Source organism: Halorubrum kocurii JCM 14978, assembly GCF_000337355.1.
Classification (GTDB): domain Archaea; phylum Halobacteriota; class Halobacteria; order Halobacteriales; family Haloferacaceae; genus Halorubrum; species Halorubrum kocurii.
In genome coordinates, this window is the sequence record NZ_AOJH01000068.1 from 37260 (window position 1) to 51144 (window position 13885).

At 69.4% G+C, this 13885-nt stretch carries 17 protein-coding genes; 5 read left to right on the forward strand and 12 right to left on the reverse strand.

Annotated elements, in window-relative coordinates:
* The first annotated feature begins 158 nt into the window (after positions 1 to 158).
* Positions 159 to 1088: a branched-chain amino acid transaminase gene (locus C468_RS10570; protein WP_008848878.1), complete on the forward strand. Its 930-nt coding sequence runs from the start codon at positions 159 to 161 to the stop codon at positions 1086 to 1088.
* A gap of 148 nt (positions 1089 to 1236) precedes the next feature.
* Here the strand turns inward: C468_RS10570 and C468_RS10575 are convergent, their stop codons facing one another.
* Positions 1237 to 1947: a DUF502 domain-containing protein gene (locus C468_RS10575; RefSeq protein ID WP_008848879.1), complete on the reverse strand. Its 711-nt coding sequence runs from the start codon at positions 1945 to 1947 to the stop codon at positions 1237 to 1239.
* Between the two features lie 122 nt (positions 1948 to 2069).
* The gene (locus tag C468_RS10580) at positions 2070 to 2909 is read right to left on the reverse strand and encodes a proline dehydrogenase family protein (protein WP_008848880.1); all 840 of its coding nucleotides are present in this window, start codon (positions 2907 to 2909) and stop codon (positions 2070 to 2072) included.
* Positions 2910 to 3045: 136 nt separating this feature from the next.
* On the opposite strand from C468_RS10580, the gene C468_RS10585 reads away from it, so the two are divergent.
* Both C468_RS10585 and C468_RS10590 read left to right on the forward strand, forming a co-directional pair.
* Complete coding sequence (locus C468_RS10585; RefSeq protein ID WP_008848881.1) at positions 3046 to 3588, forward strand: CDP-2,3-bis-(O-geranylgeranyl)-sn-glycerol synthase; 543 nt, start codon at positions 3046 to 3048, stop codon at positions 3586 to 3588.
* A gap of 115 nt (positions 3589 to 3703) precedes the next feature.
* Complete coding sequence (locus C468_RS10590; RefSeq protein ID WP_008848882.1) at positions 3704 to 4717, forward strand: aldo/keto reductase; 1014 nt, start codon at positions 3704 to 3706, stop codon at positions 4715 to 4717.
* Between the two features lie 36 nt (positions 4718 to 4753).
* Here the strand turns inward: C468_RS10590 and hisH are convergent, their stop codons facing one another.
* From hisH to C468_RS10630, 8 genes are all read right to left on the reverse strand, one after another.
* Positions 4754 to 5467, reverse strand: coding sequence for an imidazole glycerol phosphate synthase subunit HisH (hisH, locus tag C468_RS10595; protein WP_008848883.1), 714 nt, complete (start codon positions 5465 to 5467; stop codon positions 4754 to 4756).
* A 123-nt stretch (positions 5468 to 5590) separates the two neighbouring features.
* Positions 5591 to 6679, reverse strand: coding sequence for a phosphonate ABC transporter, permease protein PhnE (gene phnE, locus C468_RS10600; protein ID WP_008848884.1), 1089 nt, complete (start codon positions 6677 to 6679; stop codon positions 5591 to 5593).
* A gap of 22 nt (positions 6680 to 6701) precedes the next feature.
* Entirely contained in the window at positions 6702 to 7487 is a 786-nt protein-coding gene (locus C468_RS10605) for a phosphonate ABC transporter ATP-binding protein (RefSeq protein WP_008848885.1), read from the reverse strand.
* Positions 7488 to 7515: 28 nt separating this feature from the next.
* Positions 7516 to 8667 (reverse strand): PhnD/SsuA/transferrin family substrate-binding protein, encoded by a 1152-nt coding sequence (locus tag C468_RS10610; RefSeq protein WP_008848886.1) that lies wholly within the window; start codon positions 8665 to 8667, stop codon positions 7516 to 7518.
* 102 nt (positions 8668 to 8769) lie between these two features.
* Complete coding sequence (locus C468_RS10615; RefSeq protein WP_008848887.1) at positions 8770 to 9411, reverse strand: uracil-DNA glycosylase; 642 nt, start codon at positions 9409 to 9411, stop codon at positions 8770 to 8772.
* Positions 9412 to 9519: 108 nt separating this feature from the next.
* Positions 9520 to 10977 carry a glycerate kinase type-2 family protein gene (locus tag C468_RS10620; protein ID WP_008848888.1) on the reverse strand — a complete coding sequence of 486 codons (1458 nt, stop codon included), beginning with the start codon at positions 10975 to 10977 and terminating at the stop codon, positions 9520 to 9522.
* 156 nt (positions 10978 to 11133) lie between these two features.
* A complete protein-coding gene (locus tag C468_RS10625; protein ID WP_008848889.1) occupies positions 11134 to 11721 on the reverse strand; it encodes an endonuclease dU in 588 nt (195 codons plus the stop codon).
* A 4-nt stretch (positions 11722 to 11725) separates the two neighbouring features.
* A complete protein-coding gene (locus tag C468_RS10630) occupies positions 11726 to 11908 on the reverse strand; it encodes a DUF5786 family protein (RefSeq protein ID WP_004049114.1) in 183 nt (60 codons plus the stop codon).
* Between the two features lie 116 nt (positions 11909 to 12024).
* Between C468_RS10630 and C468_RS10635 the strand changes: the two genes are divergently transcribed.
* Positions 12025 to 12666, forward strand: a complete 642-nt coding sequence (locus tag C468_RS10635) for an MBL fold metallo-hydrolase (protein ID WP_008848890.1) — start codon at positions 12025 to 12027, stop codon at positions 12664 to 12666.
* A 262-nt stretch (positions 12667 to 12928) separates the two neighbouring features.
* On the opposite strand, the gene C468_RS10640 is transcribed toward C468_RS10635, so the two are convergent.
* Both C468_RS10640 and C468_RS10645 read right to left on the reverse strand, forming a co-directional pair.
* The gene (locus C468_RS10640) at positions 12929 to 13078 is read right to left on the reverse strand and encodes a 50S ribosomal protein L40e (protein ID WP_008848891.1); all 150 of its coding nucleotides are present in this window, start codon (positions 13076 to 13078) and stop codon (positions 12929 to 12931) included.
* Between the two features lie 96 nt (positions 13079 to 13174).
* Positions 13175 to 13444 (reverse strand): thioredoxin family protein, encoded by a 270-nt coding sequence (locus C468_RS10645; protein WP_008005064.1) that lies wholly within the window; start codon positions 13442 to 13444, stop codon positions 13175 to 13177.
* A gap of 182 nt (positions 13445 to 13626) precedes the next feature.
* Here C468_RS10645 and C468_RS10650 point away from each other — a divergent pair, with 182 nt between their 5' ends.
* Positions 13627 to 13791 carry a preprotein translocase subunit Sec61beta gene (locus tag C468_RS10650; RefSeq protein WP_008848892.1) on the forward strand — a complete coding sequence of 55 codons (165 nt, stop codon included), beginning with the start codon at positions 13627 to 13629 and terminating at the stop codon, positions 13789 to 13791.
* The last annotated feature ends 94 nt before the right edge of the window (positions 13792 to 13885 follow it).

A 13885-nucleotide genomic window follows, 5' to 3' on the forward strand; every position in this document is an offset into this window, starting at 1 on the left:
GCCGATCAGTGATTGAGTGTTTATAAGCGAGCGGCTGGGGCTGTGGCGGTGTTCGTCGTGGAGCCGTGAGCAGCTGGTTCATTGTCCAACCTCGGTTCCTCGCGGCAGCCCCCGCCCGGTTGTCACAGTTTTAAGCCCGCCGACCGCAACCTCCGAGTATGGGATTCGACGAGATGGATGTCGACACGATCTGGAAGAACGGTGAGTTCCTCGACTGGGAGGACGCGACGACTCACGTTCTGACGCACGCGCTGCACTACGGGAGCGGCGTGTTCGAGGGTGTCCGCTGTTACGACACCGAACAGGGACCGGCGATCTTCCGCTGGGACGAGCACCTCGACCGGCTGTTCGACTCCGCGAAGCTGTACGACCTCGAGATCGAGCACTCCCGCGAGGAGATCACCGAGGCGACCCTCGAACTGCTCAACCGACAGGACCTGGAGTCCTGTTACATCCGGCCGATCGCCTACTACGGCTACGACTCGCTGGGCGTCTCGCCGAAGGACTGCCCGACGGACCTCGTCGTCGCCGCGTGGCCGTGGGGCGCGTACCTCGGCGAGGAGGCCCTGGAGGACGGCGTCGACGTGATGGTCTCCTCGTGGCGGAAGCACGCCTCCTCGCAGGTGCCCACGAACGTCAAGACCACCGGGCTGTACGTCAACTCCATGCTCGCGGGCGAGGAGGCCCGCCGCAACGGCTACGTCGAGGCCATCGTCCTGAACAAGGAGGGGAACGTCGCCGAGGGGCCGGGCGAGAACATCTTCATGGTCAACGACGGCGAGATCTACACCACCGGCCTCGCGCAGTCGATCCTCGAGGGGATCACCCGCGACACCGTCATCGAACTGGCGGAAGAGCGCGGCTACACCGTCCACGACGAGGCCGTTATCTCACGGGGACAGCTGTACACCGCCGACGAGCTGTTCTTCACGGGCTCTGCGGCCGAGGTGACTCCCATCCGATCGGTCGACGACACGGAGATCGGCGCGGGCACCCGCGGCCCCGTCACGGAGGAGCTCCAGAGCGCCTTCTTCGATCTGGTGGAACGCCGGACCGACGACCACGACGACTGGTTCAAGTACTTATAAAACGACCCTCTCGGGCGTCTCTCTGCCTCTCCGCGGTCTCCGCGGTCTCCGCCGAGACTCCCTCCGATTCTCGCGTTTTCTCCGCCGGGCTCACCTCCCGATCAGTCGCCGTCTCAGTCGCTCTCGCCGTCTCAGTCGCTCTCGCCGATCAGTCGCCCTCGCCGCTGCCGTCGGTCGACGGCCGCTCGGCCTCGCCCGGGGTCCCGTCGGTGCGGACGCCGCCGACGCCGCCCGGCTTGCCGGTGGTCCCCTCGGGCGGGCGCTCCTCCTCGACGGGGACCTGGTGTGCGGACTCGGCGAAGCCGGCCGAGAGGACGCGCGTCATCCCCTCCTCGACGGTCTCGCCGGTCTCCTCGATGCGCTCCGGCTCGACTTCGATGACGAAGCCGGTGGTGATGTTCGGAGCGGTCGGCATGAACAGGACGATCTTCCCGTCGCGGGTCTTCTTCCCGGTCCGGAACGCGGTCATGCGGATCCCCGGCCACGTCTCGATGTACACCGGGCTCTGGAGCTCGTCCGTCCCGGAGACGGCCGTCTCGATCGCGAGCTTCGACGCGTTGTACACCACGCGCAGCGCCGGGATTCTGTTTATCGCGCCGTCGACGGCCGACTCCGCCAGCCGGCCGAGCGTCGTCCGCATGAAGTAGCCGACCGCGAGGACGACGGTCGCGAACACCGCCAGCGCGATGATCACCCGGGAGACCGGCTCCAGCGGGGCGGGAATGATCGCCGGCTGGAGCCCCTCGATCAGCGGGATCGACGCGATGTACCGGTAGATCCACTGGAGGACTAAGAGCAGCACCAACAGGGGGGCCAGCACGATGAGACCGCTGGCGAAGTCGCGTTTCCACGTGGACATCTATCGAGTCGATATGTGGCGGCGACCCTTAAGAGGGCTTCTACGGGAGCGCACGGCTACGCTTCCTCGGCTCGCGTCCGGGCGTCCGCGACGATCGCTCGGCGCCTCGCTCACCGAATCGCTCACTGGCCGACCACCGCCCGCAGCGCGAACGTCAGGTTCTGTCTGCGCTCGCGCACTCGCCGGTAGAAGTACGAGAGCCACTTCGTCCCGTAGGGGGCGTACTGGGCCACGTCCACTCCCTGCGCGGCGAGGTCGCGCTGGGCGTCCTCTCGGACGCCCATCAGCATCTGGACCTCGTAGTCGGTCCCGTGTTCGCGGGCGAGGCGGTCGGCCAGCCCGATCATCTCGGGGTCGTGGCTGCCGACGGCGACGCCCCGGTCTCGGGCCTCGAACAGGAAGCGGAGGTCGTCGCGGTACGCCTCGTCGACCCGCGATTTCTCCCTGTACGCGATCGACTTCGGCTCGTCGTACGCGCCCTTCACGAGCCGTATCTTCCCGGGCACGTCGCGGAGCCGGTCGAGGTCCTCGCGGGTGCGCTTGAGGTTCGACTGGACGCACTGGCCGACGCTCCACGGGTACTCCGCGGCGATCGACTCGAAGGCGCCGAGCGTCGCGTCGGTGGTGTCGGCGTCCTCCATGTCGCACCAGACGAACGCGTCGAGCTCGTGGGCGCGAGCGACGATCTCGCGGTAGTGCTCCTCGAAGCACTCGTCGGACACGTCGAGGCCGATCTGGGAGGGCTTCACCGAGACGCAGGCGTCCAGCCCGCTGTCGGCGATGTCCTCCAAGAGCGCGAGGTACGCGTCGGTGTCCGCGCGCGCGTCGTCGCGGTCGTCGTAGTGCTCCCCGAGCAGGTTCAGGATGACGGCGACGCCGTCCTCGTTGCGCGCTCGGGCGTGCTCGATGGCTTCCGGGACGCTCTCGCCGGCGACGAACCGACGCGCGATCGGAGGGATCATACAGCCTACTCGCGTCGGTAGCGACTTGATTGTTGCCGACTCGGACGGTTTCGGGGCGGACCGCGCGTGAGTCGACCGTCGCTTCGGCCCGGTCCGGATCCGAGGTTTATATACCCCAGACGGGCGACGGTGGGGTATGATCGGTTCGCTCGTCGCGACCGCGTTCTGGGCGATGTTGCCCGCCTACGTGCCGAACAACGCCGCGGTGATCGCCGGCGGCGGCCGCCCCATCGACGGCGGTCGCGAGTGGCGCGGCGCCCGCCTGCTCGGCGACGGCAAGACGTGGCGCGGCACCGCGGTCGGCACCCTGGCCGGGGTCGCCCTCGCGCTCGCGCTCAACGCCCTCGCGGAGCCCGCGAGCGCCGCGCTCGGCGTCGACCTCCCGACGTTCGCGCTCCCGGCCGCGTTCGCGCTCGCGTTCGGCGCGATGTGCGGCGACATCGGCGCCTCGTTCCTCAAGCGCCGGTCGGGCCGGGAGCGTGGGGCTGCGTTCCCCGGGCTCGACCAGCTCGACTTCGTCGTCGTCGCGCTCGCGGCCGTCTTCGTCGTCGACACCGACTGGGCGCTCGCGGTGTTCACGCCGTCCGTCCTGTTGGTCGTCCTCGTGATGACGCCGATCCTCCACGTCGTCACGAACGTCGGCGCCTACGCGCTCGGGCTGAAGAACGAGCCCTGGTAGGCGCGTCGCGCTGAGCGACGCGGCGGACGCGTCGCCGCCGCCTCCTCGACCTTCGTTCACACGGGACATCCGCTTGCTGTAGGTTTTTGCGCCGACGGGCACAACCGTTCGATCGATGACCCCAGAACTCGACGCGATCGACCTCGACACGGTCCCCCTCGGCCGAACCGGCCTCCGGACGAGCGAGCTCCAGCTCGGCACGTGGCGGTTCGGTCGCGTGACCGAGGCGGGCAACGTGGAGATCGACGAGGCCCGCGCCCACGAGCTGCTCGACGGGTACGAGGCCGCCGGCGGGCGCTACATCGACACCGCCGACGTGTACGGCGGCGGCGACTGCGAGCGCTGGATCGGCGACTGGCTCGCCGAGCGCGACCGCGAGCGCTTTACGATCGCCTCGAAGGTGTACTGGCAGATCCGCGACGGCGACCCGAACAGCCGCGGCACGAACCGCAAGAACGTCCGCCACCGCGTCGACGCCCTCCTCGACCGGCTCGACACCGACTACCTCGACGTCCTCTACATCCACCGCTGGGACGACGAGACGCCGGCCCGCGAGCTGATGAAGACGCTCAACGGGCTCGTCGAGTCCGGAAAGGTCCACTACATCGGCGCCTCCACGCTCCGCCCGAACGCGTGGAAGGTCGCCCGCGCCAACCAGATCGCCCGCGACGAGGGGTGGGAGCCGTTCACCGTCCTCCAGCCGCGCTACAACCTCGTCGACCGCGAGATCGAGGGAGACTACCTGGAGTTCGCGCGCCAGCGCGACCTCGCCGTCTCGCCGTGGAGCCCGCTCGGACAGGGCTTCCTGACCGGGAAGTACGACCGCGACGAGGACCTCCCGGAGGAGTCGAAGGCCGCCGAGTCGAGCCGCTTCCAGGAGGCGTACCTCACCGAGACGAACTTCGACCTCCACGACGAGCTCGACGCGGTCGCCGACGCGGTCGACGCGACCCCCGCACAGACCGCCCTCTCGTGGCTCGCTCACCGCGACGGCGTCACCGCGCCGATCGTCGGCGCGCGCACGACCGATCAGCTCGCGGAGAACCTCGCGGCCGCGGAGATCGACCTGTCCGACGAGCAGGTCGACCGGCTCACCGCCGCGAAGCCCGGGCCGTACGACGGACTGTGAGGCGGGTCTTGGGTCGACTCGCCTCCGACTCGGGGCCTACCGGTCCGCGCAGTACTCGACGAAGTTCCGCAGAATTCTGAGCCCCGTCTCCCCGCTCTTCTCGGGGTGGAACTGCGTGCCGAACACGTTGCCCGCCTCGTTGGCGACGACGGCGGGGAAGTCGACCCCGTAGTCCGCGGTGGCGACGACCGCGTCCGGGTCGTCGGGCTCCGCGTAGTAGGAGTGGACGAAGTAGGCGTACTCCCCGTCGACGGACCCCCCCGTGGGTCCGTCTGCCTGCGGGGTCTCTGACCCCGCTCTGTCGACCCCCTCGACGATGGGGTGGTCGCGCTCGACCTCGAGCTCGTTCCAGCCCATGTGCGGGACCTTGCGGTCGACGTCGAACCGGACGTTGGTGCCGGAGACGAGATCGAGGCCGGTCACCTCGCCTTCCCCCTCGTGGTCGGCCTCCTCGCTAGAGGTGAGAAGCATCTGCATCCCGAGACAGATTCCGAAGAGGGGACGGCCAGCCTCAGCGTGGTCGGTCAGCGCCTCGCGCAGGGGCCCGGCGTTCTCCATCCCCTCGCGGAACGCGCCGACGCCGGGGAGGACGACGCCGTCGGCGGCCGCGAATGCCTCCGGGTCGTCAGTGATGTCGACCGAGGCGCCCGCGCGTTCCAGCCCGCGGGTCGCGGACCGAAGGTTCCCGAGACCGTAGTCGACCAGAACCACGTCCGCCAGCGTCTCCGCGGGCGGTTCGAAAGTGCTCATGGGTCCCCTCCGAGGGGGACGGAAAAGTCGGTTTCCCTTGTGGCAGTTCGGTGGACGGCCGTCCACTCCGGACGGGTGCGGTCCGGTTTAAACGGGGCGCGGACGGCGAGGGCGCTGCGGCGGTTATCTCAGCATCGAGTCAGCCATCCGGCGCGGGAAGCCCGTGATGAGCTCCCAGATGCTCATCTCCACGTCGTCGGAGCGCAGCCGCGACCGGAGCCGCTGGCTGAACAGCTCGACGGAGATGATGAGCAGGAAGATGGCGAGTAGCGTCGCCATCATGTTCGTGAACCGCAGCAGGTTCTGCTGCGAGGTGAGGACGTACCCGAGTCCGCCCGCACCGATGACGCCGACGGTGACGCCGATGCGGACGTTGATCTCGAAGATGTACAGCGTCCACGCGATGAACGCGGTCCGGACTTGGCTCAGCATGCCGAAGAAGACGATCTGCGGCTTGCTTGCCCCGGTCGTGCGCATCGCCTCGATCGGCCCGTCCTCGATCTCCTCGAGCTCGTCGACGAACAGCCGTCCGAGGTTCCCGATCGTGTCGAACGCGATCGCGATCGCGGCCGAGGCGGGCCCGAGCCCGAGGAACGGGATGAAGATGAGCGTCCAGATGATCGCGGGGATCGCCCGGATGAACGACATCGTCCCGCGGAAGATGAAGTTGAAGGGGAACGGGGTGACGCGCTCGGAGCCGAGCGTCCCGAAGACGAGCGCGAACGGGAACCCGAGAACCGTCCCGACGAACCCCATCGCGAGCGTGATGCCGGCCTCCCCGAAGATCTGGAAGATCCCGAGCTCCTGGAAGAAGAACACGTAGATATCCGTCGGGTTCGGCGGGAACTGGAACAGGAGCCCGCCGATCTCGGGGTCGTACAGCAGGTTCTCCTGTCTGATGAAACTGATGTACTGGCCGACGTCGAGGAACGGGATCACGCCGAAGTAGTCGGTGATCGGGAAGAAGCCGGTCAGCGATTCGGTGAACGTCTCGAGGCGCGCGTCCGGATCCAGCAGCTCCGTCGCGGCGAACGCCTGCAGGGTCGTAAACGCGAGGAACGCCAGCAGTCCGGTCCACCCGAGCGCCCGGCGGCGACGGGTCTGCTTGATGTTCTCGAACTGTTCGGTGATGCGGTCCGGAACGTCGGCGTCGTCGACGCCGACCGCCTTCGATCTGCGCGTCCCGTCGGAATCGGTGGTGTCTGTTGTCACTCGTAGATCAGCTCCGTTCTCGTCACGTCGTCGCGACCTCGTCGGCCGCGCCGTCCCCGTCACCGTCGTCGCGGACGAACATCCCCTTCGTGTCTATGTCGCCGTAGAGGTCGTCGATGACATCGATCGTCAGATCGTCCCGGTACCCGTCGAACACCTTCTTGCCGTCTCTGAGACCGATGAACCGGTGTCCGAACTTCCGGGCGATGTTCACCTGGTGGAGGCTACAGAAGGTCGTCAGATCGCGGTCGTCGGAGGCGGTTCGGAGGTACCCCATTACGCTCTGTGCGCTGCCGGGGTCGAGGCTCGCGACCGGTTCGTCTGCGAGCAAGACGTTCGGCTGTTGAACGAGCGCGCGAGAGATCCCCACCCGCTGCTGTTGGCCGCCGCTCATGCTCCGCGCCTTCTGTTCGGCCTCGTCGAGGAGCCCGACCGTGTCGAGCGCGTCGAGGGCGCGGTGTTTCTCCTCGGGGTCCTGTAGCTGCAGCACGCTCGTGAGGAACCCCGAGCGGTGGACGCCGCCGGAAAGCGAGTTCGAGTACGCCGTCATATCGCCGATGATGTTGTGCTGCTGGAAGATCATCGCGACGTCCGGCCGCGGCTCGATCATCGGCTCGTCGTCGATCCGGATCTCCCCCTCCGTCGGGGCGAGCAGCCCGCTCAGCGTCCGGAGCAGCGTCGACTTCCCGGAGCCCGAGACCCCGAGCACGATGACGAACTCGCCGGCGGGAACCTCGAAGGACACGTCGTCGAGCGCGACCGTGTCGCCGAACCGTTTCGTAAGACCGTCTACTTCGATGTAAGTCATAAAGAAAGCGTGTAACAGCTCGCTCGGTCTACAGGTCGCTCCACTCCAGCCCGAGCTCCTGACCGAGCTCCGCGACGGGGTCGTAGTCATCGACGCCCGCCTCGACGACGCCGCTGAACCAGAGGGAGTGGGCCTCGACGAGCTCCAGATCGGCCTGCTGATCCTCGCTCAGCTCGGACTCCTCCATGTCGAGGATCTCGGGGTCGACGCTGAGCGCCTCGGCGATGTCCGCCTGCGACTCGTGTTCGAACGCCTCCTGCGGCGCGTCGATCATGAGCTGACGGAGGTCGTCTTTGAGCGACTCCTCCCACGCGGCGTTGCTCACGATCGGCGCGCGCGGGATCGGGTCGGAGACCGCGAGCAGCCGGAGCTCGGGATCGGCTTCGCCGGCCCCCTCGTACTCGGCCGAGATGTCGACGAAGTCCTGCGACATCTCGTCGAACTGCTCCTGCGGCACGTGCGCGGCCGTGGAGAACGCGCCGGTCCCGGCGGCCGCGATCCGGTCGTCTTGGATGAGCTGTTCGCGGGCGGTCGAGTGGTCAGAGGTCCGGAGCTCGAAGTCCTCGGGCGAGCCGGAGGGGGCGCTCCCGATGTCGAGCCCGGCGTTGCTGAGCATGAACAGCGGGAACAGCGTCCCGGAGACCGACGTCGGGGCGGCCGACGCGACGAGCTCGCCTTCGAGATCAGAGAGCGACTCGATGCCGCTGTCGGTCGTCGTCGTGATGAGCGAGAAGTACTTCTCGGCGCCGTAGGCGACACGCATCCCCGTGACGTCGAGCTCGCTGGGAATCTGTGCGACCGCGCCGGGCGACACGTCGGCGAAGATCCGATCGCCCTCCGCCGCGCGGCGGAGCTCCTGTGCCGTGCCGGAGTAGCTCGCGGTCGGCTGTTCGACGATCTCCACCTCGGCCTCGGACTCGAGGTACTCGAACAGCGGCTGGTACTGGACCTGAATGTCGATCTCCTCCTCCGCGGGGTTCAACACCCACGTGACCTCCGTTACGGAGTCGCTGGAGTCGCCGGCCGTCCCGCCGTCCGAACCGTCGCTTCCGTCTCCCGATCCGTCGTCGCTCCCGTCTCCGCCGCTGCTGTCAGAACAGCCGGCGAGCCCGACCACGCCAGCCGCGCCAGCCGTCTTGACAAACGTTCGCCGATCCGCCGACCACCTGTTGTCGGACATACAATTGTGGGTTCGACTCGCATGGTATATTATTTTCTATGTTTCATATACAGCGCCACTGTGACGAACGTTCGCACGGCTTTTTTGCCCGATACGTTCGTTTCAGAACTCCCCGAGCCGCGACTGACCGCCCGACTCGCCGCCGGCGGTCCCGCTCAGCTCGCCCGCCCGTGCGATGGTCTCGAAGAACCCGTCGCGCTGGCTCCGGTCGTACAGCGTCGCCGCCGGGTGGACGGAGAGGAGCACGCGCCGCGAGGCCCCCGCGATCCGCGCGTCGACCACTTCGCCCGACTCCGCGGTGATCGCCACCGACCGGTCCAGCAGGTGCTCGCTCGGCACCTTCCCGAGGGTGACGATCAGCTCGGGGTCGAGCCGGTGAATCTCGCTTTCGAGGTGCCCGCGGCAGTTCGCCAGCTCCTCGCCCGTCGGGTCGCGGTTGTCCGGCGGGCGGCAGCGAACGCAGTTGGTGATCCGCACGTCTGCCCGCGCGAGCCCGGCGTCGCGGAGCGCGTCGTCGAGCACGTCGCCCGACCGGCCCACGAAGGGCTCGCCCTGCTCGTCCTCCTGTGCGCCCGGGCCCTCGCCGACGAACAGCAGATCTGCGTCCGTCGGGCCGACGCCGTCGACGATCCGGCTCCGCGACTCGACGAGCGCCGGGCAGCGCTCGCAGGACGGCACTCGGAGGTCCTCGTCGAGCGCGCTCTCCGAGGCTCCGCCGGCGGGCGCGTCCCCGTTCTCGGTCATGGATCGAGGTGTGAGCGGGGCGGACATAAGTCCGTCCGCCTCGGATCGATCTCTCGATCGGCTGAGCGGGGTCGGTCGTTTATAACTAATCGTCGTGCGCCTCGACACTCACTCTCGTTTCTCCACCACGATCGCTCGCAGGTCGTTGACGTTCGTCCCGGTCGGGCCGGTCTCTAAGAGCGCGTCCGCGTCGTCGAGGAGCGGGTACACGTCGTGGCGGTCGAGGGCGTCGCGGGCGGCGTCGGGGTCCAGCGTCGTCGCGTCCGCGACCGCTCCGGCGACGTCGGTCGGGCCGTCGAGCCCGTCGGTGTCGACGCTCGCGACGACCACTCGGTGGTCGGTCTCGTCCTCGGTCCGCGCTCCGTCCCCCAGCGGCCCCTCCGCGAGCGCCACCCCCGCGCTCGCGACGAACTCGGCGTTCGGGCCGCCGGTTCCCGGCTCCTCCGCGTCCGAGAGCGTCACGGTCGTCTCGCCGCCGGAGAGCAGCACGGCCGGCGGCTCGACCGGCGACCCGCGGGCGGCGCACTCCTCGGCGATCGCGGCGTGGGTCGGGCCGACCTCGCGCGCCTCGCCCCGGACGCTCGCCGAGAGCACCAGCGGCTGGTACCCGCGCTCCGCCGCGGCGCCCGCGGCCGCGTCCAGCGCGGTCCGGCCGTTGCCGACCACGAACGCCGCGCTCCGGGCGAACGCCGGATCGCCCGCGGCCGGGGTCTCGGGTCGGTCCCCCTCGGCGCCGGCCGACAGGCGCTCGCGCACCGCCGCGGGCGCGTCGAGGTCGTACCGGTCGAGGACCGCCAGCGCGTCCGCGTAGGTCGAGGGGTCCGGGACGGTCGGCCCGCTCGCGATCGTGTCGAGCGGGTCGCCGATAACGTCGCTGACCGCGAGCGCGACGGTCGTCGCGGGGGCCGCGGCGCGCGCCAGCCCCCCGCCCTTCACCGCCGAGCAGTGCTTCCGGACCGCGTTGATCTCGTCGATCGACGCCCCCGACGCCAGCAGCCCCGACGTGAGCGCGCGGAGGTCCTCGACCGAGACGGGGTCCGCGGGCGCGGCCAAGAGCGCGCTCCCCCCACCGGTGACGACCGCGAGAACGAGGTCGTCGGGGCCGGCGCGCTCGGCCGCGTCGAGCACGCGCCGGGCGCTCTCGACGCCCCGCTCGCTCGGGAGCGGGTGATCGCCCGGGATCACCTCGATCCCGGCGGCCGCCGAGGGGTTGGTCGAGGGTTCTCCGCCCCCGGCCGGCGGGTCGTCGGTGACGACGAGCGCCTCGTCGACCTCCGCGTCGCCCCCGCCGAGCACTCCGGCGAGCCCGCGCGCCGCGCCCGCGGCCGCCTTCCCCGCGCCGAGGAGGACGATCCGGTCGTACGCGTCCAGGTCGTACTCGCCGACCGCGCCGTCGACGCCCGCGATCCGGAGGGTCCCGTCCGTGACCGAGGCGGCGTCGCGGACCAGCCGCTCCGGAAGCGCGGCCTCGATCCCGGCCGCGAGGCAGTCGAGGGCGATCCCGTGCCCCGCCGTCCGAGCGAGTCGCTCGCGGTCGCGGAACGTCACGGCTGTCTCGTGTGTCATGGCGGCGGATCTCGGCGGAGCGGTATATATGCGGCGCGCGACGGGTCGCTTCGGACGGACTGGTGCGCGACGGGTCGCTTCGGACGGACTGGTGCGCGACGGGTCGCTTCGGGCGGACTGGCGCGTGGCGAGTCACCGCGTCACGCGCGACGGCGGTTACTCCCCCGCCGTCGCCTCTCGGTGGGCGCTCGCCGCGATCGCGGCGATCCTGAGCGGCTCCGGGCGGCGGAACCCCTCGCGGACCAGCCCGCGGACCGCGGCTGCGGCCTCGTCGGCGTCGATCCCGACCGCGCGGACGAACAGGGGGTCGAGGGGGTCGCCGGCGGACTCCCCCGTCACGTCGCGCTCCACCCGAACCCGCGGCGGGAGGGACCGATAGGTGTCGAGTCGCCGTGCGAGCGCCGCGCCGTCGAACGCGTCGCGGAGCGCCGGTTCGAGCCCGGGGCTCTCCTCGTAGCTCACGGCGTACGCCGGTCGGCCGAGGGCCTCGCGGATCCGCGGCAGTTCGAGGAGGTTGAACCACGCCGGCGCGATCCCGGCGACGGCGACGTGACGCACGTCCTCGCGGCCGAGGCGGTCGAAGAGCGCGATCGCGGCGTCGGTCGCGTCGACCCCGCCGACGGTGCAGGTCTCGAACCCGAGCCCGTCGAGGGTCCCGTCGTCCCTGACGACAGCCCCGGCTAGGACGCTGGTTCGGTCGCCGTCCGAAAACGCGATACCGAGCGTCCGGCTCGGCGGCGTCACCCGCTCAGGTCTCCTCGGACTTGATCTCCTGGAGCCGGTCGAGCAGCTCGTCGTTCGACGCGCCGGGCTCGTAGTCGACGGACCCCTCGTGTACCTCTTCTGCGGCTCGGACTCCGTCGTCGTCGTCGAAATCCGCATCCAGGTCTTGGTTCTCCTGTTCGGATTCGTCGTAGCTTCCGAAGCCCATATGTGCGTGAAACTAACACGCCGCGACGGATAAATCCCCGGGCGGACCGAAATCGCCGCCGTCTCCGGGCTCCCGGGGACTGCACGCTTTTCCCGTCGGGCGCCGTCCGTGGGCGTATGGAGCCGATCACCGTCACCGCGAACGCCGAGGAGTTCACCTGCAACGCGTACCTCGTGCCCGGCGAGGCGCCGACCCTCGTGGACGCCGGGACGATGCCGGGCGTCGACGACGTCATCGCCGACGCGCTCGATGAGGCCGGCGTCGACGGGCTCGACCGGGTGGTGTTGACCCACCAGCACCACGACCACGTCGGCGAGCTCGACGCGGTGCTCGACCGCTTCGACGCGACCCTCTACGCCAACGCCGCCCACCCCCGACGCGACGTGGCGATCGGCGACGGCGACGAGATCCTCGTCGGCGACGAGCCCTGCGAGGTCGCGTTCACGCCCGGTCACGCCCCCGACCACGTCGCGCTCGTGGGCGAGGAGCGGCTCTACTCCGGCGACGTGGTCGTCTACAACGACGGCGCGTTCGACGACGGCTCGTTCGGCCGCACCGACATGGCCGGCCAGTCGCGCGAGGAGCTGATCGAGAGCCTCCACACGATCCTCAACGCGCTCCCGGATACCGTCGAGGCGATGTACCCCGGGCACGGCGACGTCTACCGCGCGAGCGACGGCCCCGACACGGTTCGCGAAGTCATCGAACGCGCGACCGAGCGCGCGGAGCGCCGCGAGCCGAAGTACCCGGAGGAGTAGGCCAGGGATCGCGCGCGGGACGACGGACAGCTATATATAAACAAATATGTGGTGGCGCGCGCCTCCGAGCGGCCATCGACGAGGTTGGGGAGGTGAGGGGTGCGGGGCGGTCGGGTGGGGATTTTGGCGGTGTTCACCGTCGATCCGGTCTCAATCAGTTATAAGCGAGCGACCGGAGCTAGACACCGACCTGGGCCTCGATCCACAGATCCACCGCTCGCAGAAGCGATCTGCAGGAGAAACGAGGGGGCCGGGGACCGATCTACGCCGCGCGGCGTTCCTTCGCCTTCGGGCGGAGATTCGTGTAGCCGCACTTGCGGCAGCGGTCCGCGTCCGGGGAGTTGCGGGCGTTACAGCGCATGCAGATGTGTCGGTCGAGGTTGCGGCGTTCCGCGGCGTCGAAACTGGCCATACCGCAACTGTCGGGCCGACGCTGTAAAAGGTTGCGAGACGCGGCGGGGGCGAGCCGACCGCCTTCGGCTCCCCTGAGTGCCCGTGGTGTCCCCGGTCAGGCGCCCGCTTCGGAGAGCGCGGCCTCGATGTCCTCGCGCTGGGTGACGCCGACGAACCGGTCGACGACGCCCTCGTCGTTCTCGACGATGAGGGTCGGCAGCGAGCGCACTTGATACTGGTTGGCGACGTCCTGCTCCTCGTCAACGTTCACCTTCTGCAGCTCGAAGGCGTCGCCGAGGTCCTCCTGGATCTCCTCCAGAATCGGGTCCTGCGTCTTACACGGGCCGCACCAGTCAGCGTGAAAATCCAGCAGTCGAACAGTCATTATCCGGCGCAACCTACCCCCGGGCCGCGCATAAGGGTTTCCCACTCGTGCACGCGTCGGCGTCGAACCGCGGCGGTGACGCTCCGATCGCGGCCGTGGCGCTCGGAGATTGACGTCCCGAGCGGGCCCCGCGCCGATCGTCGAACGAAACGTTTAGAACGCCGCGAGGCGCACCGTCGCGTATGAGCAGTGGTTCCAACTCCGGCGGGCTGATGTCCAGCGCGGGGCTCGTCCGATACTTCGACAGCGACGACCGGAACGCGATCACGATCAACCCGAAGACCGTCCTCGCGTTCTGCATCCTCTTCGGCGTGTTCGTGCAGGTCCTCTCGCTGACCGTCGCGTAGGTCCGCCGGTCGAGTGTTCCGCTTCCTCTCACCGCCCCGCAACCTCCCGCTTTCCGGTCCGTAGCGCGCCCTTTTTGCCCGTCCCCCACCGACC